This is a genomic window from Erysipelatoclostridium sp. An15 (genome assembly GCF_002160675.1).
GTDB lineage: Bacteria > Bacillota_I > Bacilli_A > Erysipelotrichales > Coprobacillaceae > Thomasclavelia > Thomasclavelia merdavium.
The window spans coordinates 1-22,847 of the sequence record NZ_NFLA01000034.1 but is presented as its reverse complement, the minus strand read 5'-3'; the positions used below and the strand labels follow the sequence as shown (position 1 = coordinate 22,847).

At 28.8% G+C, this 22,847-nt stretch carries 20 protein-coding genes and 1 pseudogene; 2 read left to right on the top strand and 19 right to left on the bottom strand.

The window, feature by feature from the left end; all coding sequences use genetic code 11:
- Positions 1-124 precede the first annotated feature (124 nt).
- The 10 genes from B5E92_RS10720 to B5E92_RS10675 all read right to left on the bottom strand — a co-directional run bounded on the left by B5E92_RS10720 (position 125) and on the right by B5E92_RS10675 (position 13,002).
- Positions 125-2,335 carry a glycoside hydrolase family 3 N-terminal domain-containing protein gene (locus B5E92_RS10720; protein ID WP_087302016.1) on the bottom strand — a complete coding sequence of 737 codons (2,211 nt, stop codon included), beginning with the start codon at positions 2,333-2,335 and terminating at the stop codon, positions 125-127.
- Positions 2,336-2,353: 18 nt separating this feature from the next.
- Positions 2,354-3,115, bottom strand: a complete 762-nt coding sequence (locus B5E92_RS10715; RefSeq protein WP_087302014.1) for a MurR/RpiR family transcriptional regulator — start codon at positions 3,113-3,115, stop codon at positions 2,354-2,356.
- A gap of 43 nt (positions 3,116-3,158) precedes the next feature.
- A complete protein-coding gene (locus tag B5E92_RS10710; protein WP_239406448.1) occupies positions 3,159-5,813 on the bottom strand; it encodes a glycoside hydrolase family 38 C-terminal domain-containing protein in 2,655 nt (884 codons plus the stop codon).
- Positions 5,797-7,137, bottom strand: a complete 1,341-nt coding sequence (locus B5E92_RS10705) for a PTS sugar transporter subunit IIC (protein ID WP_087302010.1) — start codon at positions 7,135-7,137, stop codon at positions 5,797-5,799. Before B5E92_RS10705 ends, B5E92_RS10710 begins: the two co-directional genes overlap by 17 nt.
- A gap of 154 nt (positions 7,138-7,291) precedes the next feature.
- Positions 7,292-8,557 (bottom strand): glycoside hydrolase family 125 protein, encoded by a 1,266-nt coding sequence (locus tag B5E92_RS10700; protein WP_087302008.1) that lies wholly within the window; start codon positions 8,555-8,557, stop codon positions 7,292-7,294.
- 213 nt (positions 8,558-8,770) lie between these two features.
- Entirely contained in the window at positions 8,771-9,937 is a 1,167-nt protein-coding gene (locus B5E92_RS10695) for an iron-containing alcohol dehydrogenase (protein WP_087302005.1), read from the bottom strand.
- A gap of 168 nt (positions 9,938-10,105) precedes the next feature.
- Positions 10,106-10,708 carry a GNAT family N-acetyltransferase gene (locus tag B5E92_RS10690; protein WP_087302003.1) on the bottom strand — a complete coding sequence of 201 codons (603 nt, stop codon included), beginning with the start codon at positions 10,706-10,708 and terminating at the stop codon, positions 10,106-10,108.
- A gap of 91 nt (positions 10,709-10,799) precedes the next feature.
- Complete coding sequence (gene pepD / locus B5E92_RS10685) at positions 10,800-12,236, bottom strand: beta-Ala-His dipeptidase (protein WP_087302002.1); 1,437 nt, start codon at positions 12,234-12,236, stop codon at positions 10,800-10,802.
- Between the two features lie 30 nt (positions 12,237-12,266).
- The gene (locus B5E92_RS10680) at positions 12,267-12,494 is read right to left on the bottom strand and encodes a hypothetical protein (protein ID WP_087302000.1); all 228 of its coding nucleotides are present in this window, start codon (positions 12,492-12,494) and stop codon (positions 12,267-12,269) included.
- 19 nt (positions 12,495-12,513) lie between these two features.
- Positions 12,514-13,002 (bottom strand): hypothetical protein, encoded by a 489-nt coding sequence (locus B5E92_RS10675; protein ID WP_087301998.1) that lies wholly within the window; start codon positions 13,000-13,002, stop codon positions 12,514-12,516.
- 506 nt (positions 13,003-13,508) lie between these two features.
- Between B5E92_RS10675 and B5E92_RS10670 the strand changes: the two genes are divergently transcribed.
- Entirely contained in the window at positions 13,509-14,237 is a 729-nt protein-coding gene (locus B5E92_RS10670; protein ID WP_087301996.1) for a GntR family transcriptional regulator, read from the top strand.
- 32 nt (positions 14,238-14,269) lie between these two features.
- Here the strand turns inward: B5E92_RS10670 and B5E92_RS10665 are convergent, their stop codons facing one another.
- From B5E92_RS10665 to B5E92_RS10625, 9 genes and pseudogenes are all read right to left on the bottom strand, one after another.
- Positions 14,270-15,367 (bottom strand): SIS domain-containing protein, encoded by a 1,098-nt coding sequence (locus B5E92_RS10665; protein WP_087301994.1) that lies wholly within the window; start codon positions 15,365-15,367, stop codon positions 14,270-14,272.
- A gap of 11 nt (positions 15,368-15,378) precedes the next feature.
- On the bottom strand, positions 15,379-16,218 hold the full coding sequence (locus tag B5E92_RS10660; protein WP_204245270.1) for a PTS system mannose/fructose/sorbose family transporter subunit IID: 840 nt from the start codon (positions 16,216-16,218) through the stop codon (positions 15,379-15,381).
- Complete coding sequence (locus tag B5E92_RS10655; protein ID WP_087301992.1) at positions 16,218-17,003, bottom strand: PTS sugar transporter subunit IIC; 786 nt, start codon at positions 17,001-17,003, stop codon at positions 16,218-16,220. The genes B5E92_RS10660 and B5E92_RS10655 overlap by 1 nt, the downstream gene beginning before the upstream one ends.
- Positions 17,004-17,017: 14 nt before the next feature.
- Entirely contained in the window at positions 17,018-17,506 is a 489-nt protein-coding gene (locus B5E92_RS10650) for a PTS sugar transporter subunit IIB (protein WP_087301990.1), read from the bottom strand.
- A 14-nt stretch (positions 17,507-17,520) separates the two neighbouring features.
- Positions 17,521-17,958 (bottom strand): PTS sugar transporter subunit IIA, encoded by a 438-nt coding sequence (locus B5E92_RS10645; protein WP_087301988.1) that lies wholly within the window; start codon positions 17,956-17,958, stop codon positions 17,521-17,523.
- Positions 17,959-17,966: 8 nt separating this feature from the next.
- Positions 17,967-19,052: an SIS domain-containing protein gene (locus B5E92_RS10640; RefSeq protein WP_087301986.1), complete on the bottom strand. Its 1,086-nt coding sequence runs from the start codon at positions 19,050-19,052 to the stop codon at positions 17,967-17,969.
- Between the two features lie 526 nt (positions 19,053-19,578).
- Positions 19,579-19,734, bottom strand: a pseudogene (locus tag B5E92_RS10635) (amino acid--tRNA ligase-related protein); the annotation flags it as partial.
- A gap of 229 nt (positions 19,735-19,963) precedes the next feature.
- Positions 19,964-20,557, bottom strand: coding sequence for a histidine phosphatase family protein (locus tag B5E92_RS10630; RefSeq protein WP_087301984.1), 594 nt, complete (start codon positions 20,555-20,557; stop codon positions 19,964-19,966).
- Positions 20,558-20,600: 43 nt separating this feature from the next.
- Complete coding sequence (locus B5E92_RS10625; protein ID WP_158095224.1) at positions 20,601-21,755, bottom strand: iron-containing alcohol dehydrogenase; 1,155 nt, start codon at positions 21,753-21,755, stop codon at positions 20,601-20,603.
- 125 nt (positions 21,756-21,880) lie between these two features.
- Between B5E92_RS10625 and B5E92_RS10620 the strand changes: the two genes are divergently transcribed.
- Positions 21,881-22,516, top strand: coding sequence for a TetR family transcriptional regulator (locus tag B5E92_RS10620; RefSeq protein ID WP_158095223.1), 636 nt, complete (start codon positions 21,881-21,883; stop codon positions 22,514-22,516).
- The last annotated feature ends 331 nt before the right edge of the window (positions 22,517-22,847 follow it).

The following is a 22,847-nucleotide window of genomic DNA, read 5'->3' as shown; positions in this document are numbered from 1 at the left end:
TAACAACTATATCATAGCATATTACAACAATTAAAAACCCCAAATTATTGAGTTTTTTATTAGTTATCATTTATTTCTAACTTTTATAAAAAAGCATTATTATCTAAACTAAAAAGGAGCTATTTTAAAGCTCCTTAGATACAACCACTTTAAATTCTTGATAGTTTTGACTATCTTGTCCAACACAAACAAGAACTTCACCTGGCTCAACTGTAAAATTCATAAACTCATCCCATAAAGCAAAATCTTCATATGTAAGAGTTATTTCAACATTTGTTTTAGATGATTTAGGAACAAATACTTTTTTAAATCCTTTTAACTCTAAAACTCTAACAACAATTGAGGCATTTAAGTGTTTTAAATATACTTGAACTACATCTTTACCATCGTTGTCACTTAAATTACAAACATCTAAAGAAATTGTAAAACCTTCTTTTTTTAACTGCTGTAAACTAATTTTACTAGGCATGTTTATATTTTTATAAACAAAATCAGAATAACTTAAACCATATCCAAATGGTAATAATGGTCCTGGTGCTAAATCAACATAATCTTTTTGAGCGCCATTATATTTATGATTATAATAACATGGTAATGCTCCTACATGACGTGGTAAAGACACTGTTAAATGACCGCTTGGATTATAGTCACCAAACAAGACATCACTGATACCATCACCACCACGAGCCCCAGGATAAAAACTTGCAAGGACTGCTTTAGAATATTTTAAAACCTGATCAATTACATGAGGTCTACCTTGAATTAAAACAGTAACAATATTAGGATTAACTTTACTAACTTCTTTTAATAACTTATTTTGATAACCTTCTAATTCTAATGAAGCTAAATCAATATTTTCACCACAATTCATTTCATTATGCTCCTGTATTTTTAAAGCCCCATTATTTTCAAAAGCATTTTCATATAAACGAGTACTATTACCCCCTAATACTAAAACAACTACATCAGCTTCTTTAGCTATTTTTAATGTTTCATCAAGATTTTCAAATTGCTTAAGCCGAGTTGTACATCCTAAAGCATAAGCTGGTTTATACTTAGTTTTTTTAGCAATCCCTTGTAAAACAGTAACAATATCCTTTTCTTCTTGATAAGCGGTATAATCACCTAATTGATTTAAATAATTATTTGCATTAGGACCAATAACAGCAATTTTTTTATCCTTAGATAGTGGCAAAATATCATTTTCATTTTTTAGTAATGTTTGACATTCTCTAGCACATTCAAGTAATAAGTCACCACTTTCAGGTAAAGAAATATTTTTAGACTCGTTAAAAAGACCTAGTTTTTCTTTTAGTTTTAAAACTCTAATAACAGCCTCATCTAACTCTTTTTCTTGCAGATAACCTTGTTTAATAGCCTCTTCTAATTTTAAATAAACCTGATCCCAAAGGCTTAAATCAACCCCAGCCTTTAATGCTTTACTAGCCATTAGTAAAGGATTATTATTCATCAATAACAGACGATCTAAAGCACAGCCATCAGCCATTACAATTCCTTTAAAATCATATTCTTTTCTTAATATATCACTAAGAAGATTTCTATTAACATGACAAGGAATACCATCAATTTCATTATAAGCAGCCATGACCGCTTTAGCTTGAGCTTTACTAGCCGATTGAACTGGTGGTAAATGAATTTCTCGAAGTTCACGCATCCCAATATTAGCTGCATCGGAATTATGTCCACCAACACTAGCACCTTGTCCACATAGATGTTTAACAACAACTCCAACACCATTATCTTCTTTTTGAAAACCAGTAACTGCTGCTTTAACCATTTGACTTGTTAAAAAGGGGTCTTCACTAAAACATTCTTCACTACGTCCCCAGCGAGGATCTCTTAAAACATCAAAACCAGTAAATAACGCTAAATTTCCACCTTTAGCTGCTAATTCCTGGCTAACATTTTGACTTACTCGTTCCATTAAATCAACATCCCAAGTCATTCCCATTGCTAGTTGAGTTGGAAATACTGCACTTTTTAAAGCCATGTGACCATGAACACATTCTTCACTAATTAAAGCTGGTATTTTAAAACGAGAATGATCTTTGATGTATTCTTGAATCATTGTAATAACTTTAAAACTATCTTCTCTACTAATTCCGTTATCTTTGTCGATTTTAGACCAGGCATCAGCGCGCATGATTCCATAAATAGCTCCAACACCGCCAAATTCTTTAACATGATTTTTAAAAGTATCTGTTAATTCATAGTGATCATCAACTTTTTGATAACATTGCCAGCCATATAAATGTTGATTTAACTGACCGACTTTTTCTTTTATTGTCATTTGCTCTACAATTTTTTCTATCATTTCTATCTTCCTGCTTATCTATAAATATCTTTTATTATATAAATATTGATTAACTATTTCTCTTAATAAATATTCAATCGCCAAATGAATATGTAAACGGGAATCAATATCATATCCTTCATCTTCTGAAACTGAAACATTGATTACATAATCTGATAGTCTAGTCATTGGCGCAGCCTTTTTTTCAGTAATCAGCAATATTTTACAACCACTAAGTTTGGCATTTTTCATCGCATCAAGGATTGATTCCGTTGCGCCACTGCGCGAAAGTACAATAACAAAGTCATCCTTGGTAAGATTATTAGCTTCTAAATATAAAAACCAGCTATCATCAGGATAAATTGTTCTAATTCCATATAAACTTAATTTAACTGCTAATATTTTAGCTACATATTTATTCATTCCTGATGAACAAATAAGAACACTTTTAGCATTAACAATATCTTTAACGGCATCATCAATATCGACACTTCTAAGCATTGTCATAGTATCACGGATTTCTTTTTCCATTGTATCTAAAGCGTCTTTACTAGATTTTTTATAAACAAATTCATCTTGACGCTGATATAAAAGATCATAGCGAAAATCCATAAATGATTTATAATTTAGTTTTTTTACCATTCTAAAAATAGTAGTTGTTGATACATTTAATGCATCGGCAAGTGAGGATATTGTTAGACTGGGTTCTAAATTTTCAAAAGTTAATAATTTTTGAAATGATTCAATTTCTAATTCTGTTAAGTTATTACCATACTTCTGAAAGTTTTTGATTAAACTCATCCTTGGGTACCATCCTTTCATGTGAAAATAGAGTAGAAAAAATCTACTCTATTATAACAGTAATGAAAGTATTTGCCATAATGTTTTTAATTAAAATTTGACCGTTTTCATTTTCTAACTTTTCAAGTTTCTCTTCTTGAACATTAGCCAAATAACACTGCTTATCTTTAGATAATGTAAGAATTACCTCTGCAACATCGTCATCACGATTATTTAAGATTCGAACAACTGATCCATTACCTTGTTCACATTTTTTATAAGCCATCAATTCAACTCTTGGATCTAATTTGAAAATACTATTACACCAAGCTAAGTTATCATTTTTATGACGACTAATATCATTTAAATAACGACTTTGTACTGGCGTATTTAAAACTTCAGCATTTCTAATTAAATCACTCATTTGATCAGCTTTTCCTAAAAAGATTGAGTATTCACTAGTAATTGATTTATCTAATAGTTGTGAAGATGGAGTATCCATTCGATATCCAGAAGATCTACCTGGTCTAATTAATAAATCAGCTTTTCCAAATTTACCAACACTTCTAAGTAGTGTTAAACATAGACGTTGGTTAGCTTCAACTTCATATTCTAAAGGACCTTTACTAATTAATGCCATAATTGAATTTTGGTGATTCAATTTAACAAAACGTTGCATTGCATAAATTGGTAAAACGTATTCTGTTGCACCATCTTCTAAACTTTTTTGATTTCCAATTACATTATCTCTAATTATTGTTCCAAATTGATCTTGACTACAGTTTTGTAAAGATTCATATAAATCATCAAAAGTAACTCGTACGATGTGATCTGATGAATGATTTTCAACTGTTGTTTTAAAATCAATTGTTTGACTATTAGCTTTTAAAGAAACATCACTAATTATATTTAATTCTTTTAATTCAGCAACTCGATGATGATCAACAACCTTTTCAGGAACCATTCTCTTATATACAAGTCGATATTTGACTTCAATTGGAGATGATTCAATTAAGGTAATAGTTGGTTTAGTATCGTTAAGACAAATTTCTTGATCATCAACACATGGTGAATAATTATATTCATCACCATCATCACCTTTTTCAACAAAAGTATTTAAATTACGATATGTTTCGTTAGTGATTTTGTTTGTTGCAGTAACTGTTCCATTAGCTTCTATCTTAATTTTTAAATATTTATTTTCAGCTCCGTTTTCAAAAACAGTTACATCACCATCAATATTATTTTCAGTTGTTTCATTAAAGCATACTTTTAATATTTCATAACCCATTGCTGGTAAAAATGAAGTAGCTATTTTTAGTTGAACTTTAAATTTAGTTCCTTCTAATACTTCTCCAGAATCATGGAAATTTTCCATTCCATTATAATATTCAATATCGTGACAAGTATCAATTATTTCATTTGTCAATTGATAAGGCACAATTGAACCATCTTGTCTTTTTAAAACAAAGTCTTTATTTTTAACGATCATACTAACAAAAGCATAATCATTTCTTTGATATGGTAAGGTATTAAATAAAACTAAAATATCTTCATTTTCTTTTAGTGAACTTAAATCTGTTTTTTCAGCTAAATATCTAAAATTCATCCAGATTAGTTCATTTAAACCATGTCGTAAATTTAATAAACGATTTTCAACTGTATGATTGATACTATCAGGTGATGAACTATAAATTGAATCATGGAATTGATTTTTGAAAATTATCTTCCAGAAATAATTAACTAATTCTTGATCACAGTAACCACCTAATGCTCGAGTAATCCCAATCATTGGTTCAACAACTTTAGCCATCATTGTTTCATAATAACGCATGGCATTTTTGATATCAATTCTAGTTGAAGTAATTCCAGCATGAATTCTTCCTAAAGCGGCACTACGAGCCTCTCCTTCATAAACATTTAATTGATGATTATTATTTTTAGCTGCTTGTAACAATGTATCTAAATAATCTTCTGGATTATTCATTTGACAGTTATAACCATCTTTTTTTAATTGTTCAATTGTCTTTGAGGCATGTCTTCTTGGAAAAGCGTAGTCACTACCAAGCATGAATAATACTTCTTGATCTTGATAACGTGCTTCTAATTTAGGAATAAAATTTTCCATATCCTTTTTTACTTCCTGATAATCTTCAGGGAAACCACGATAATGTCCATAACCCAAGGCAAAATGAACTGCTGGTAAAACAGTATTGCCATTTCCTTTCCATAAAAACAATGAATCATCTAAACATTCGTAATCAAAACCACGCCAAGCATAGACACCTTTCATTCCTAATTCTTTAAATAAATAAGGTGTAACTTTGTTTTGACCAAAAGCGTCCGGTACCCAGCCAACATTCATACAATGTCCTAATGAGCTAGCATATTTTGAACCTACTAATAAATTTCTAATTAGGGCTTCACCAGAAGGAATAATCATGTCTGGCTGGACATACCATGGACCAATCAATAATTTTCTTTCAGTAACCAGTTTAGTAATCTTTTCTTTTTGATATGGTTTAATCGCTAAATAATCTTCTAAAGCTGCTGTTTGACCATCAAATGTAAAACATTCCATCTTACTGTCATTTTCCAGCATATCGATTAATCGATCAAAAAAGTATACTAATTTAATTCTTGAAGCGTCTGTTGAACGAAGCCATTCACGATCCCAATGAACATGAGGGATAAAATGTATTCTACTCAAGAACAACACCTTCACTCTCTGCTTCAATACTATTTTGTTTAATTTGTAGTTTTACAAATGGATAATATAAAATTAAATCAATAATAAATAGTACTATACATAAAACAACTGGGCTCATTGTAAAGGCACCAAGTACCCATGCATTAACAAAAATTGGTTCAACCCCAGAGTTCAATACAACTAAATGGTTTACTAAGCCCCAAGATGTTGCAAAGTAACCGATAATTGCATTAACAACTGGTACAAATACAAATGGAATAAACATAATTGGATTTAATACGATAGGTAATCCAAATGTTACTGGTTCATTAATACCAAATAATCCTGGAATAATTGCAACTTTTCCAATTGATCTTTCGGCAGAACCTTTTTTACCTAATACTAATAATAAGACAACTAGCGCTAATGTTGATCCAGAACCACCAATCATAGCGTAAACATTACATAATGTATTTGGTGCTACTTCTGTAATTTTATCAAAAGATCCTGTTTCCACAAAAATTTGAATGTGTTCATAGAAAATTGGCATCCATAATACTGAAATTAGACCCCACATGATTGAAAAACCATGAACTCCAAAGAACCATAATAATTGCATAATAATAATTACTAAAATAACAGCTGGTAATCCAGTACCAATTCCGTTTAATGGTGTAATAATAAATTGTGTAAATAATTCTTGTAGTGATGCAAATCCACATGAAGTTACAATCTCTTTAATTCCTGAAAAAACAACCATGATTACAAAAAATGGAATAATTGATAAAAATGAACTCAATACCATTGGTGGAACTTGTCCAGGTAATTTAATTGTATATTTTGAATTAACTAAATGATAATATAAGTATGCAGATGCTAATCCAATAACCATTCCTGTAAACATCCCTTCATAATTGAAGAAGTTAATTTGGAATGCAGTAATAGTTGAATCACCAACATCAATTGCATTTGGAATAGTAGCAATATAAGCAATTAATGATACAACACAAGCAACTAAAGGAACACATTTATCACCTTTTTTATTTCCTTTGAGTTGAGTAGCATAATTATAAGAAGAAGCTAATACAACAACTAAACCAGTAAGCCCCATTGCTACTGTATTAATATTAGCGAATGTATCAACAATACTTCCAAAAATACCATCTAATGATATTCCCCATTCACCACACCAGTAATTGGCTTGTTGACTAATTAGTCCTGCTAAAGAACCAACAACTGTAAATGGGCTGGTTAAAATACAAGCGTCTTTAATCGCATTTAATAATTTGTTTGCGGTAATTTTATTAGAAAACGGCATTAGATATTTTTCTAATAATGACATAATAAATTTCATTTTCTTATTTTCCTCCCTTTGACAACTACAAGTATATAAAAAGCGCTTTCAGATTTGAATTACAGAACTGGTAATATTTTTTCTAAAGATCAAATAAAAAAAGAAGGAGTTTATCCTTCTTGAAAAATTATACTGATTTTTCACATATAAACAATTATTTAAGACATGTTTTAATAATCAATTCTGCAAATAATGAATTAGCCCAACAGAACCACTCTCTAGTAAACTTACTATCATCATTTACATCAAAACTTTCATGACAATATCCAGTATTGCCAGTATTATTTACAATCATTGAAATAAGTTCATTAATTTCATCAGGATCATTAGAAGTTAATGCCTGCATAGTAAGTGCTATTGGCCAAACATATTCTTTCCAAGTATGGGGTGAACCAATTCCTTTTGCCAGTTTTCCTTGATAATAATATGGATTATCTTTACTTAAAATAAATTTACGAGTATTTTGATATATTTCATCATCAATATCAGTATATTCTAGATAAGGAATTGAAAGTAAACTAGGAACGTTAGCATCATCCATTAGCACATGATTACCATATCCATCAGTTTCATAAGCATAAATTTTACCATATTTAGGATGTAAGTAAGTCCCAAATAATTCAATTCCATAATCGATTTGAAATTTTAAATCAATAATTCTTTCCTTTAAATATTGATCATGGTATATTTCATCAACAATTTGCTCTAAGTATCCTAAAACAACACTACAAAACATATTACCAGGAATATTATAATTTAAAGCACAAGCATCATCACTTGGTCTAAAAGCACTCCATGTCATTCCCGTATAACGGGTATCAAAACCATGACCATGATTTTGTAATGTTTCTGTTTTTCTTAGATTCCATTTTTTAGCCATATCTCTTTCAAATGTATATGATGATTTTTGACTATGATATTGTTCTGTTTCAATTGTATCTAAGAAAACATTAATAAAATGTAAGTATGTTTGATCGAAAATAGAAGCATCATTACACTGACGATAATATTGATATGCTAATTTGATTGGATAACATAATGAGTCAACTTCATATTTTCTTTCCCATACATATGGTTTCATGATAGTAGTATCATGATATTCTCTTATAGTATCTTCAGTGTTTAAAAAAGCATTAGCATAAGGATCTAATAAAACATAATCGATTTGGGCCTTAATCAATCCTTTGATTTTTAATCTTAGATCTTCATCATCATTAATATAGTCTAGATAATGATTTACCTGACAGCTAGAATCACGTAGCCACATAGCATTAATATCACCAGTGATAATATAAGTTTTATCACCTTCAACTTTCATACTTGTTTCTATTGTTGATAGAAAACATTTTTTAAACATTTCTTTTAACTTTTCATCTTTAATAACTGTATCTGCTTTTTCTAATAATGTTTGTATATTCATAATTACCTCCATTTTCTACCTTACCACTTATTTTATTTATGTCTATTTCTAGTAAAGTAAATTTTTTTCAGCTTATAATATATATAATTATATAGTTAAAGATACTTTGTTATCAAGATAAGCAGGCTTTTCTTTTGTTGTAAATATAATAAAAAGATATCCCAATTATTTTAGGATATCTTTTTATATAGTTGTGTTATTCAATTTATAGTTTTACATACTTTCTTTTAATATTTCAACAATTTCATCATGTGTTAAAACTTTATAACCGCCTTGGTTGATAAATGTACCATCAGCGATACCTTCAAGCATGTCTTCTTTTACTCCTAAATCAGTAAGATTCATTACTAAGCCGATTTCATTCATCCATGCTTCCATTGCATCTAAACCGGCATTAGCAATTTCTAAATCAGTTTTTCCTTCAGGATTTACATTCCAAACATTAATTGCATAACGTTTAAATTTTGGTAAACCAGCTTCCATAATATGATGATAATATGCCATTGATACTGCTGCTAATGTCATACCATGAGTAGCATCAGTATAGGCACCTACAGATTGTCCAATCATATGAACCATCCAGTCTGTTGCTTTACCTTTAGCAATCAATGTGTTTAAAGCCCATGTTGCAATCCACATAATATTGCTTCGTGCTTCATAGTTTTCTGGATCTTTAATAGCTACTTTAGAACTATTGATTAATGATTTTAATAAACCTTCAGCAATATAATCTGAAGTATTATCATCATCACCAGAGAAATATTGTTCTAAGATATGTGACATAATATCATAGAAACCAGCTACCATTTGATATCTTGGTAAAGTATATGTGAAAGTTGGATTTAAAATTGAAAATTTAGGGAAAACATTATCACCAAAAACATGTCCAATTTTTAATTTAGTTTCATGATTTGTAATAACAGCACCACCGTTCATTTCTGAACCAGTTCCAACCATTGTTAATACACAACCAACAGGAATAATTTTGTTATCAACATCTTCCATTCTTAAATAATATTTGTCCCAAGGATCTTCTTCACAATATGCTGATACAGAAACAGCTTTAGAATAATCACACACTGAACCGCCACCAACAGCTAAGATCAAGTCAACGTTATTTTCTTTTGCAATTTTACATCCTTCGTATAATTTTTCTACCGTTGGATTTGGCATTACACCACTATCTTCAAAAATATTTTTGTTATTGGCTTTTAAAATATTTACAACCTGATCATAAATACCATTTTTCTTAATTGATCCACCACCGTAGACCAGCATAACATTATCACCATATTTAGCTAATTCCTGATTTAAAAAATCTAAAGAATTTTCTCCAAAATACAATTTTGTTGGATTAGAATATTCAAAATTACCTAACATATTTTTATCACTCCTTTGCTTAATATTCTAGCTTCTTTCCAACAAAATAACCAATACTTATCTTTTATAATTAATTATACCTAAAAAGCATTTGCAAAAACTTTAAGTTCTATAAAAAAACCTGATTCTTGTATCTACTAGAAAACAGGCTTTTTATTTAAAACTATATTAAATTTTTTCTTCTATAAAATGATTTGGATACATATCCCAATATTTTTTAAATATTCTTTTTTCATTACCATCTAAATTAATTTGATACATTCTAAATACTACAAGAATATCTTTAGGTTGCCATCTTTCTTCATAAGAATACATATATTTCATGCCACATTTTTGCATAACTCGACCACTACCTATATTATTTTGATCACATGTAGCAGTAATAAAAGCAAACCCATCTTCCTTTAATTGCTTTAACATTGCAAGACTCACTTCACTAGCAATACCATTTTTCCAATAATCTTGATGTATACCATATCCTAAATCACCACATTTTTCGTTTAAATCAATATCTGTAACATCCACATATCCAACTACTTTATGACTATCTTTAGCCTCAATAGCATAAAAATAAGAAACTTCTTTTTGATACTCTGAATATACTCTATCTTCCAAAAATTTTTTAGTATCATCTACTGATTTACTGACAAACCATGGTAAATATGTATTTACTATTTCATCTTTTAATATTTCGTGCAAATCATCAATATCATTATCATTAAACTTTCTTAATATAAATCTTTCTGTCTCTATTTTGGGACTATTTTGCATAAATTTACCACCTTATCTAAAAAATAGCTTTTATAATAATCTTTTAAACTTTTTTATTTTTTCATAAATACTTTAAAATCAATTATATAATCTAAAGCTTTGCTAATATTAATTTTAATACCTCATACATTTTCAAAAATGAATTTAAATTCATTTTTTCTTCAGGCGTATGTGCTCCAGAACATTCAGGTCCAATAGTAATAATATCTAATTCGGGAATCAACCCTTTTAAAATTCCAATTTCCAAACCACCATGACTCGCTTGAGTTATCATATCAATGCCTAATTGTTCTTTAATAACTTCTTTTAAAATATCTCGCATGAATGAATTAGCCTCATAATTCCACCCAGGATAGTCTGATTCTATTTGTACCCTAGCATTTAATAATGATGACAAGAGTTTGATTTCATTAGTTAATTCTTCGCGAGCACTAGTTAGGGGACTACGAATTAAATAATGACATTTTATACTATTGTCAGTAAGTTCTACTTGCCCTAAATTCAATGATATTGTTGTAAGATCATCAATAACCATGCTCTTAGCTTTAAAACCATCAGGCAGTAAATAAATCAAATCAACTGCTTCCTGACTAGTTTTTTCATCAAAACTAACTGGTACTTTTTTAGATAGTTTATTTAATGAATATGTCAAATTAGGATCACTAAACTCTAATTCTGTTTTAATTTGAGCCATAGTATTTTCAAATATTTGTTGAACAACTGATAGCGAAGTATCAACAGCAAATTCTACAACACACTCTCTAGCAATGGCATTAGCTTTTAAGCCACCAACTACATTAACTAATCGTATATTAGCTTTTTTAGATAAATGTTGTAACATTCTAAAAGCAATTTTATTGGCATTTCCTCTTTCTTTGCTGATATATTTTCCTGAATGACCACCTAATAATCCCTCAATCTTTAATTTATAAGTATCCCAATCATTATTAATCAAACCAAGTTCTTTTGTTACAGTGACCCTTCTGCCACCAGATGAAGAGACACAAGTTACTGCTTCATTTCCAGTATCCATACTAATCATTCGTTTAGCACGAATTTTATCAGCTTTTAAATTTCTAACTCCTAACATTCCTACCTCTTCTTGAACTGTAAAAACACAATCAAGTGGTGGATGAGCAATGTCCTTACTTTCTAAAATTGCCAGCATATAACTAATAGCATAACCATCATCAGCACCTAAAGTAGTTCCTTTAGCATGTAAATAACCATCTTCAACATACAACTTTAATGGATCATTTTCAAAATCATGATTATAGTCATAGTCTTTTTCACAAACCATGTCAATATGTCCTTGCAACATCACCGGTGGATGATTTTCATAACCTAAAGTACCATCTTTATAAATAATGACATTTTTCATATCATCTTGAAAATATTCCAGATGATGTTCTTTAGCAAATTCAACTAAATAATTACTAATCTTTTCTTCATTAAAAAATCCTCGAGGAATTTTAGAAATTTCTTCAAAATATTTAAATATTGCGATACTTTCTGTCAAAACTGCCATAACTTTCCCCCTCATTTACCACATCTTTAATTATTTATCTTTATTAATTAATATCATTTTTTGTTTATCTTTACAATTAGGACATTTTAAATAAATTGCTCCAACATAATTATTTAAATTACCTAATATACTAAATATAGAAGGTTGACATTCGCATTTACACTTTTCACACTTAAAACAATACTTATTTTTAATATATATTGCCCGTATAAACATAAACATTATCAAAATAATTATAACTAATATTATCCACCACATATTTATACCTCCAATAATTCTATCTTTCCAAATCAACATTTTTGTAGCATATTGCTATTAATAAATAAAATACCCCCACAATTAAAAAAGTGTTCAGCCCATTAACATTAGTAATTATACTTAAAAATACAAATGAACATATTGATAAAATATTATTCCCCATATTAAATATCGATAATACCGTTGCACGATTGTCATGCAAATTTAACTGATCTATATAATTGTTTTGTAATCCCGAAAAAATATAATACGGGATCATAATAATTGTAGATATTATTGCCATCATTAATAATGCAAGAATAATATCATTTGCAAAATACAGAATTAAAAAACATATTCCACCTAGACCAAGAAAAATCTTAATATGATACTGAGTATTATTTTTGTTTAATTTACCTAAAATTTTTGATATCACCAATTGAACAAGAAAATATCCAAAAATCACCCCACTCATGAAAGATATTGCCGTTTCCACTATCCATTGATTATCATAAATTCCAAGATACATATTTTACTTTATATATCTGCATAGTATAACATAATGAATACATTCATATCAATGTTCGATTTAGTACTAGAATAATTCTAAAAACATAGTAAACTTAATAATTTTGTATATTATAATTTTTAGCTATAAATAAAAGTATTAGAACAAATGACTTATTCATTATACAATAAAAACTGAAATTGAATATTTAGAATAGTAAAAAAGAAAGTCTTATAACTAAAAATAAGAGATTTTAAAATTACTGTATTTATAAATAAAATAAGAAATCCTTTTTTGGGTTTTATTCTAAATTAATAATATTAATATTGTAAACAAAAACTATCTATATTAGTTGTTACTTTTACTATTATTGACAGAATATATGTACATAAAGTAAAAATAAACAAGATATTAACTAACTACAAATAAAGTATAATTTTTTTATATTTTGCAACAAAAACTCTTCTATAAATATTTGTATATACATTTACAAATATGCTATAATTTAAAAGTGAGAGGTAAATATAATGTCAAATAAACCAAAATATATAAAAATTATGAATGATTTAGCACAAAAAATTAAAAACAATGAATTAAAGCCTGGAGATCAAATTCCTACAGAAAAAGAATTATGTGAAATTTATGATGCTTCTAGAATGACTGTAAATAAAGCAATTATGATGCTCTGTGAAAAACATTTGATTGAAAGAATCGCTGGAAAGGGATCATTTGTTCGTGATTTCCGTACAATAAAGAATTTACAATTAGGTTCTACTGGCAGTTTTACAGAAGATATGATTTCTACTGGAAAAAATCCAGGAGCAAAACTAATAGAATATAAACTTGTAAAAGGAGAAGAAGTTCCACAAGTTCGAGATGCTTTAAAATTAACAGATGATGATTTTATTCATTATTTTATTCGTCTTAGAACAGGAGATGACTTGCCAATAGCTATTAGTTATACTTATTTATCAACAAAAGTTATTCCATCCTTAGATATTAATGTTTTAAAAGGATCACTTTATAAATATATCAAAAAACTAGGCTATCAAATCAAAGGTATTGATGCTCAATATTCTGCTGTTATGCCCACAGAAAAGCAAAAAAAATTATTAGAAATTGAAAATATTGCACTTTTTAAAAGTCAGCACATTACTTTTCTATCTGACGGTACTCCATTTGAATATATTTCAACTTATTATCGCGGTGATCAATATACCTATTCCTTAAAAACATTTTTTAAAGATGAAAAATAAAGCTTTATTCACAAAGGAATAAAGCTTTTCTTTTATCTATTTTTATATTGATCTCTTATACCGTCAAGTTTTTTACTCCCAATTCTTACATGAAATTGTGGATCTTTTGGAATATCTGGATTGATACCTAAGTCCTGTGATGCTAAACAAGCAAGAACTTGCATTGGTATTATATATTCCCAAGGAGAAAATAATGGATCTTCAATAAATTGTACAATGCAGTCTTTATCCGTTTCATGAACAATACTATCAGGTGAAGAAATTAAATAATGATGCGGTGTCCACTCTTTTAAAATTTCAATTAACTTTAACGTCCGCTCTTTATAATCACCTTCAGAACCCAAATAAAAGATATACGCACTTTCATTAATAGAGTTATAAATCCCATGAAAAAATTCTTCAATATCATAACCAGTAACACCTTGCCTTACTGTTTCTAATATTTTTAATGCACCTTCTAAAACATCTGCATAATAACCATCATAACCTACAACAATAATTCTTTTTGCTGGTAAAAATTCATCTTTTATTCTTGAATACCATTGAATTGATACATCAATAACGATTGGGATATTTTCAATAACACTAAACATCCTTTCTTTGTAACACTCAAATTTTTCTTCACTAAGTATTCCTTTTTCTAAAGCTAATTCGCTTAACATCATCATTAGAGTCACAGTACTTCCTGCATATCCTTTTGTTTTAGCTCCGCATTTTTCATTCCCAACTTCTATTTGCGTTTGAGTTTGAGCATGTTCAAAGATAAGAGCTGCTGGATTTTCTGAAACAGCAGCGGTCATTAATCCATTATTTGTAGCAGCGTCTAATCCTTCAACTGTAGATAAACTTTGCCCACCTTGCGAAATCCCAATGACTAATGTGTTTTTATTAAATACTTTTTCACTTCTTGCAAATTGTGTAGGGTACATACAAAATACTTTTATATTCAATATTTGTTCCAAATAATTTTTTGCCGATAAACCCGCATGATAAGATGTTCCTGATCCAATCAAATATATTTGCTCAATATTTTTATCTTTATAAGTTTTGATAAATTCATTAACAATTTCTTTCCTGTTATTAATGATATATGTTAACACAAGAGGTGTTTCACATATATAATTATACATATTTGTTCTCATTATAAAATACCAAGGAAAGACAATACAATACCAAGGATTAAGATTCCCCATAGTAATGTAGTACTTTTCAACCCTTTTTCCAATAGTGCATAAATAATAAATGTAAATCCTAATGGCAATATTCCATTAATAATTCCATCAAATATTTCTTGTAAAACAATTTTTGTTCCATTTAATTCAAATACAAATGGTGTTGTAATAGTTACCATAGAAGCGCACATAGATCCAACAACAATAAGACCTAAAATCTTAGCAACCTCTGTTAAAACAGCAACTATTCCTCCATTATTCATACTTGCTAAAAAAACAACTCCACTTTTATAACCAATTTTTAATCCAAAATAACGAACAATTAAATGTGGAATATTATAAATTAATAAGAATAAAATAGCTCCTAAAATACTTCCTTTAGCTGCTAAACTCGTTCCAATACCAGCACCGATAATTCTAAAAGTTCCCCAAAAAAATGAATCACCAATTCCAGCTAATGGTCCCATTAAAGCAGCCTTTACTGCATTAATTGACTCTTCGTCAACTTCTTCACCATTATCTTTTGCTTTTTTGAATTTTTCTTCCATCGCAATTGCTGCACCAGCAATAAAACTTACAATAGCTGGGGTTGTATTAAAAATAACCAAATGTCTTTTTAAAGCCTCAGAAATATCTTTTTTATCCTTATATAATTTTTTTAATGCAGGAATCATCATATAAGCAAATCCTACATTTTGCATACGTTCATAACAAAAACATGCTTGCAAAGGGAACGTACGCCAGAATGTTTTTTTATAAACATCTGGAGTCATTATTGATTCTTGATTGTTTATTTCTTTGTTTTCCATTATAATTCGCCTCCTAGATCATCTGACATTGTATCAATTGTATTATTGTTATTTTTATTAGAAATTGTATATTGATAAATTGTATAAGCAATTGCAGTTCCTACAACAGCTGCCCCTACAGTATTTACTGAAAATATAGAAGTCATTGCCCAACCAATAAAGAAGAATGCTGCATTCTTTTTATCAAACAATAATTGCATTAATATAGCAATACCCAAAGCTGGTAACATGCCACTTGCTGCATTTAATCCATCTGTTACAAATTGTGGGATCATTTTTACAAATGCACTAATGGCAGATGATCCTAAAAAAGCTCCTAAAAATACTAGCAAGAAATAACTGACAAAGAATAAAATTGCTCCTCCCCATAAAGCTTTATCTATTCCAGAAAAATCTGCATTTTCAGCAGCTTTATCTGCCATATGTACAAAATAGCCATTTGCAGTTCTAACAAAAATACCTACTAATTGTCCTAATGTTGCAATAGGTAGAGCAAGTGCTACTGCTGCTGAAACATCCAATTTTGACACGATTGAAAATGCAGTTGCTAAAATTGTTCCAGATACTGTATCTGGTGGAGTTGCTGAACCAATCCCTACAACACCCATCATAATTAATTCTAATGAACCACCAACAATGATTCCTGTTTTAAAATCCCCTAAAATTAAACCAACAATTGGGCCAAGTACTAATGGACGATCTAACATCCATATACCACCAACTCTACTATCCCAAATTCCAATACCCCCAAGTAGTCCTAATAGTATAGCTTGAACTAAACTCATATTCTCTTTTCCTCCTATTTGTTAAATGCATTTCTTATATCTTTTGTGCTTAATTTTTTAGAAGTAGGAACTGATTGCATATAAATATGGTATTCTTTTTTTTCAAGTTCATCCATCACTTGAATATCTTGATCACTCATGTATGAATTCATATCAATTTGTTTTTTTTCTTCTCCATTACGAAGACCGCCTAACAAGATATCTTTAATAGCTCCTTTTGTGTTTTCACAAATAAATTTAGCATCATTTAAATCTTTTGTAATAACCATAATTTTTCGTGCAGCATGTTTTGGATTATTAATAACATTAACAGCACCTTGCAAAGATTTCATTGAAAGAACTATGCCTGCAGGAGTTGCTAATTTAAATGCTACTTGCATATCTTTATCTGTAATCAAGTGATCATTAGCTACTAGAATAACATCTACTTTAAAATATCTTGTCCATGATACAGCAACTTGTCCGTGTAATAATCGATCATCTACTCTTAAAACTTCTATCATTTTATCTTTCCCCCTTATAAGTCATCATTATTTGATAACTCATCATTTAAATTCATGACATCATTTACTAAATAGATACCATTTCTATTTTCTTCAATTACTCCTCTAATTTTATTTTTGTTATCTTCATCATCATTAGATAATGATAAAAAAGATAAACTCATAACCAATCCTAAATTCATTCCTGTTACTACATAAACGTTTTTTCTTTGAGAGATTTTTTTAATAGCTGTTTGTGTGGTACTTCCACCAGGTATATCTGTAACAATAACAATCGGTTGCTCCTTACTAAATCCATCAATAACATTATCTAAATTATGTTCAATTTGTTCAATGCTTTGATCTAATAAAATATTTAATACTTTAAATCTATTTTCCCCGATAATTAATTTACAAGAATCTGCCAGACCAACAGCTAATTGTCCATGAGAAAATAAAATAATATTTGTCATTCTATCACCTATCCTTCTTTTAAATAACTATTCATTTTAAAATGAAATTGTGGATCACTAGGAATATTACAATCTATTCCTAAATCTAAAGAAAGTTTTCTTGCTAGAACTTGCATCGGTATAATGTATTGTAATACGGCAAACTCTTGATCATTAGTAAATGGGAAAACCAAATCTTTTGGATTGTTCGTATTTTCATGAGTAATCAAAAAATTATGACTATGTCTTTCTTCTTCAAAATAACGTTTTAATCTTAGGATACGATCATAGTATTGCCCTTTTGAACATATATAAATCATATAAGTATTTTCATCTATACAGTGATAAATACCGTGCATAAACTCTTCTAATTCAAAACCATGGACACTATAACGAACTGCTTCGCAAATTTTTAAAGTTCCTTCCATCATATCTGCTAAACAATTATCATATCCAATGACATACAAACGTCGGCATTTCATTAAGTCTTCTCTATTTTCTAAATACCATTTGGTAGTTGTTTCAGCAATATCAGGAATTGCATCCGCACTTGCTTGCATTCTATTTAGATAATCATTAAATTCTTCTTGTGTGATTTTTCCTTGTCTTAAAGCAACTTTTAAAGCAAAAATCATAAAAGTAACAATTGATCCAATATAGCCTTTTGTTTTTGGTCCAGCTTTTTCTTCTCCAATTTCTACATAAAGTCTAACATCCCCATGATGCTCAATTGTTCTTCCTTTTTCAGCAGTCATTGCAATTGTACCAAAACCATTCGCTTTTGCTTTATCAAGCCCAGCAATAGTAGAAGCAGACATCCCGGCATGAGAAAGACCCATCACTAATGTATTTTTGTTAAATATTTTTTCATCCTTAAATACAATAGGATATGAAGCAAATACTTTCATTTGTAATACTTTTTCCATCAAATTTTTGGCAGCTAATGCAGCGTGATAAGATGTACCCGATCCAATCACATAAATTTGTTCATAATTGCCATTAAAAAAGTATTCAACAGCATCTCGAAAGATTTCTTCATGGTTAGAAATAATATTTCTAACCGCTTGTTTTGATTCTAATATGTATTGATACATATCACCATAATCCTTATTCATTTTTCTATTCCCCTTTTTCATATTGTATATATATTTTAATATATGTATATACATTTGTCAACAACACTATTTTCAATTCATAAATTAAAATACATTTATATACTAAAAAAGATGCTTAGGGCACCTTAATGATATCTCCATCTAATTAAATCATGTTACACTTACATTTATAATCACTTATTTATATGGCACTATATAACCATTGAAATATAAAAATCAATCGATTAAAAAATAATTTTTTTGTTATCATTGTATTACTAAGGTAAAGCAAAGAGTTTTAAATAAAATAAATATAAACAAAAATCAGATAGATTAAATTTCTCATGTATGCTGTAAAAATTTAATTTGATATATTGACTAATCATAATATAGCGTCACTATCACAAATCCTACTATAAAAGTTAAACAAAAAAACATAACAATAAACTACATCATATTTCATTCAAATAAATAATCATAGTTTAAGTTATGCTTTTAATTTTATTTATATTTTATTTTATAAAACTAAAATATCTTAGTTTTGTCATTATTTTCCTCTTGGTTTCATTTGAGGGAATAAGATAACTTCTTGGATACTTTCTTGACCAGTTAATAACATAACTAAACGATCAATACCCATACCCATTCCACCAGTTGGTGGTAATCCGTATTCTAATGCTTCTACATAATCTAAATCCATTTCAATTCATACATAATTTTTATATATATTTTTACATATTATTTTGTATTAGTAAACGACTAAAAAAATATATAGCTTGTAGATTTTATATATAGTTATCTTATCTTGTATGCCAGAATGTATGCCACTACTTTATATTCATATTATGTGTTTATTTTAATAATTAGTACGTTTTTAATAAAGATAATAAAAGTACACATTTACTCTAATGATAAGTAAACACGATAGAAATCTATTTGCAACTTTCAAAGTCTGGTCTTATACTGTCAATATATCTAAATGTATCATTTTCATATTCAAAATGCAAAATACAACAATTAGTTAATCCACCTTGATTATTTACAACACTAGGATCCGTTACACTACTTAAAAAAGAATAACACGCTCCTCCATGCGAAACAGCAAGTACACATTGATGATCCATCTTATCCATAATTTCTTTTAAGATACCTGCCACCCTATCAACTACATCTTGAAAATACTCTCCACCATAATGTGGGAATAAATCATCATAATCAAATGACCAATCTATTTTAGGATTTAAATCTTCACTTTCACCCTCAAAAATACCAAAATTTCTTTCTTTTAGCTGTTTTAATCGTTTATATTCAACCTTATGATCAGTAACTATTTCTAGCGTATCACAACACCTCTCAGCTGTAGAACTATAATAATGATCAAATTGAATATCTTTTAAAATTTCTCGAACTGCCTTTGCTTGTTTTACTCCGTTTTCCGTTAATGGAGAATCACACCATCCTTGAATTTTTCTTCTTACATTAAATAACGTTTCTCCATGTCTCATTAAATATAGATGTTTGACCATAATAATGCCTTCCTTTCTCTCTAATCAAACCAATACAATATCGCTATTTGCAACGCAATAATAATTCATATATCTCTTCTCTTGTTAATTCTCTAGGACCTGTATTAGAAATCTCACATGTCTGAGACACAGTTCTTGCTATATCTTCCGTTAGCTCATATCCTAATTCTGTAAATGTAGTTGACAGTTGAGCCTCCTTGATTAATTCCACTAATGCCTCTATTCCTTTTAATGCTATATTTTCTTCTGAATCTTTATCATGAATTTCCATAATAACACGAGAAAATCTAGCAAACTTAGATATATCTCCCTTATAAACGGCTCTATAGTACGCCGGTTGAATAACTGCAAGTTGTTGTCCATGTGTACCATGAGAATAAGCTCCTAATGCATTTTCAATTTTATGTGCTTGAAAGTCACCAGGCTTACCAACATTAAACAAAAATGTTTGTACCAATGATGAATCCCACATTAAATTAGATCGAACTTCTAAGCTATCATTTCCATGAATCAATTCTCTCATATTGTAAATAATATCTTTCATTAAACCTTCATTCAATAAGTCTGATACATTAGTGGTTTTTCCAAAATAAGTTTCCATACAATGTGTCAAACTGTCAAATACTCCAGGCATAAATGCTTTAAGAGGAACTGTCATAATATAATTTGGATCTTCGATTACAAATTTAGCATACGGACCAGTTAACGTTTTCTTTTCATGTCTTTTTTCATATGTTACTGCTCCTAAACAATCCATCTCCGCTCCTGCTCCGGATAAAGTTAAAATGACAGCAAAATTTCCCATATTTTCTGGAATTACTCCTTTTTCTAATTGAGCTTCCCAAATATCCTCATTAATTTCAGTACCTGAGCAAATGACTTTACAACAATCGATGACAGATCCTCCACCGATAGCAAGGATTAAATCAACATTATTTTCTTTATATAGCTTAATTCCATCCAAAACTTTTTCATAAGTAGGATTTGCTGATATTCCTGGAAAATCAATAATATTCTTTCCGCATTCCCCCAAGACCTCGATAACTTCGTCATAGATACCATTTCTTTTGATTGATTCTTGACCATAAGCGAGCATTATATTCTTGCCATAATGCTTTAATTCGTCTTTAAGATATCTCTTGACACTGTTTTTACCAAAATATACCTTTACAGGCATTTGATATACAAAATCTTTCACAATATCTCTCCCTTCTATAAGGGACATATCGTCTCTTATATAAAACATAATAAGTGATATCGTGTCTCTTGTCAATTGAATTTTTTTTATTTGTTTGCTATAATCTAAAAGAAAGAGTGATGATAATGAAAAAAAACTTTATTAGAGCAAAAAGTCAAGAGAATAAAAATATACGAATACAACAAATCATGGATACTACAGATAAATTATTTTATGAAAAAACTTACCATGAAATAACGCTAACAATGATTGCCAAAGAAATGAATCTTGCAAGAGGTGGACTCTATAAATATGTGACTTCAAAAGAAGAAATTTTTTTGATGATATATTTGCAAAAGCAAGGTATAATGTTGCAAGATATTGTAAATAATTTAAGTCGTGATAAAATAAATCCTGATTCATTATCAAAAGTAATAAGTCAAACAATATATCAACATTTAGACTTTATTAAGTATCATCAAATATTAAACGCTATAATCGAAACAAATGTGACTGTTGAAAAACTTGCTGAATTCAAATTAAAATCACACAAACAAATGACCAGTTTATTTAATATATTAGAAAGAGTATTACAAAAAAACAGAATACAAATTTACGATTTATACCTAACAATATTATATCATTGTGTGTATCTATATGATCGTGTTGCCTATAATAAGAACTATGTAAAAGCAATGAAACTTGCTAATCTTGAAATAGAAAATATTGATTTTGTAGAACATCTTTCCCACTTCATACATATAATTTTTTTTAATAATTAAAGTAAATTTTTTTATTACATATACCAATACTAAATTTAAACAATAGTAAAGATCATTTATTAATATCAATATTTAATAATCAAATCTAGTTATTTGTAGTTTTCTTCTCGAATAAATCACTATCCCCCATTTCGACTATTTTTCAATATTTCTTCAAATTTTCTAGAATAATCAACTTCTCTTTTTAACATTGTTATAAAACTTTTTTTCTATTATAAAAGTTAAAATAAGATTACCCAAATTGTTGCAGATAAGTGGTTACACTTTGCATTAATCAGGGTAATCTTTTTTGATATAATTCTTTCCTGTAAAGGAGTGAATTATATTGAAT

Coding starts and splice junctions, on each gene's coding strand:
- B5E92_RS10695 (WP_087302005.1), bottom strand. CDS start 9,937: ATGTTAGGTAATTTTGAATATTCTAATCCAACAAAATTGTATTTTGGA.
- B5E92_RS10640 (WP_087301986.1), bottom strand. CDS start 19,052: ATGAATAAGGATTATGGTGATATGTATCAATACATATTAGAATCAAAA.
- B5E92_RS10665 (WP_087301994.1), bottom strand. CDS start 15,367: ATGTATAATTATATATGTGAAACACCTCTTGTGTTAACATATATCATT.
- B5E92_RS10690 (WP_087302003.1), bottom strand. CDS start 10,708: ATGCAAAATAGTCCCAAAATAGAGACAGAAAGATTTATATTAAGAAAG.
- B5E92_RS10675 (WP_087301998.1), bottom strand. CDS start 13,002: ATGTATCTTGGAATTTATGATAATCAATGGATAGTGGAAACGGCAATA.
- B5E92_RS10680 (WP_087302000.1), bottom strand. CDS start 12,494: ATGTGGTGGATAATATTAGTTATAATTATTTTGATAATGTTTATGTTT.
- B5E92_RS10670 (WP_087301996.1), top strand. CDS start 13,509: ATGTCAAATAAACCAAAATATATAAAAATTATGAATGATTTAGCACAA.
- pepD (WP_087302002.1), bottom strand. CDS start 12,236: ATGGCAGTTTTGACAGAAAGTATCGCAATATTTAAATATTTTGAAGAA.
- B5E92_RS10720 (WP_087302016.1), bottom strand. CDS start 2,335: ATGATAGAAAAAATTGTAGAGCAAATGACAATAAAAGAAAAAGTCGGT.
- B5E92_RS10645 (WP_087301988.1), bottom strand. CDS start 17,958: ATGACAAATATTATTTTATTTTCTCATGGACAATTAGCTGTTGGTCTG.
- B5E92_RS10620 (WP_158095223.1), top strand. CDS start 21,881: ATGAAAAAAAACTTTATTAGAGCAAAAAGTCAAGAGAATAAAAATATA.
- B5E92_RS10630 (WP_087301984.1), bottom strand. CDS start 20,557: ATGGTCAAACATCTATATTTAATGAGACATGGAGAAACGTTATTTAAT.
- B5E92_RS10700 (WP_087302008.1), bottom strand. CDS start 8,557: ATGAATATACAAACATTATTAGAAAAAGCAGATACAGTTATTAAAGAT.
- B5E92_RS10655 (WP_087301992.1), bottom strand. CDS start 17,003: ATGAGTTTAGTTCAAGCTATACTATTAGGACTACTTGGGGGTATTGGA.
- B5E92_RS10660 (WP_204245270.1), bottom strand. CDS start 16,218: ATGGAAAACAAAGAAATAAACAATCAAGAATCAATAATGACTCCAGAT.
- B5E92_RS10715 (WP_087302014.1), bottom strand. CDS start 3,115: ATGAGTTTAATCAAAAACTTTCAGAAGTATGGTAATAACTTAACAGAA.
- B5E92_RS10650 (WP_087301990.1), bottom strand. CDS start 17,506: ATGATAGAAGTTTTAAGAGTAGATGATCGATTATTACACGGACAAGTT.
- B5E92_RS10705 (WP_087302010.1), bottom strand. CDS start 7,137: ATGAAATTTATTATGTCATTATTAGAAAAATATCTAATGCCGTTTTCT.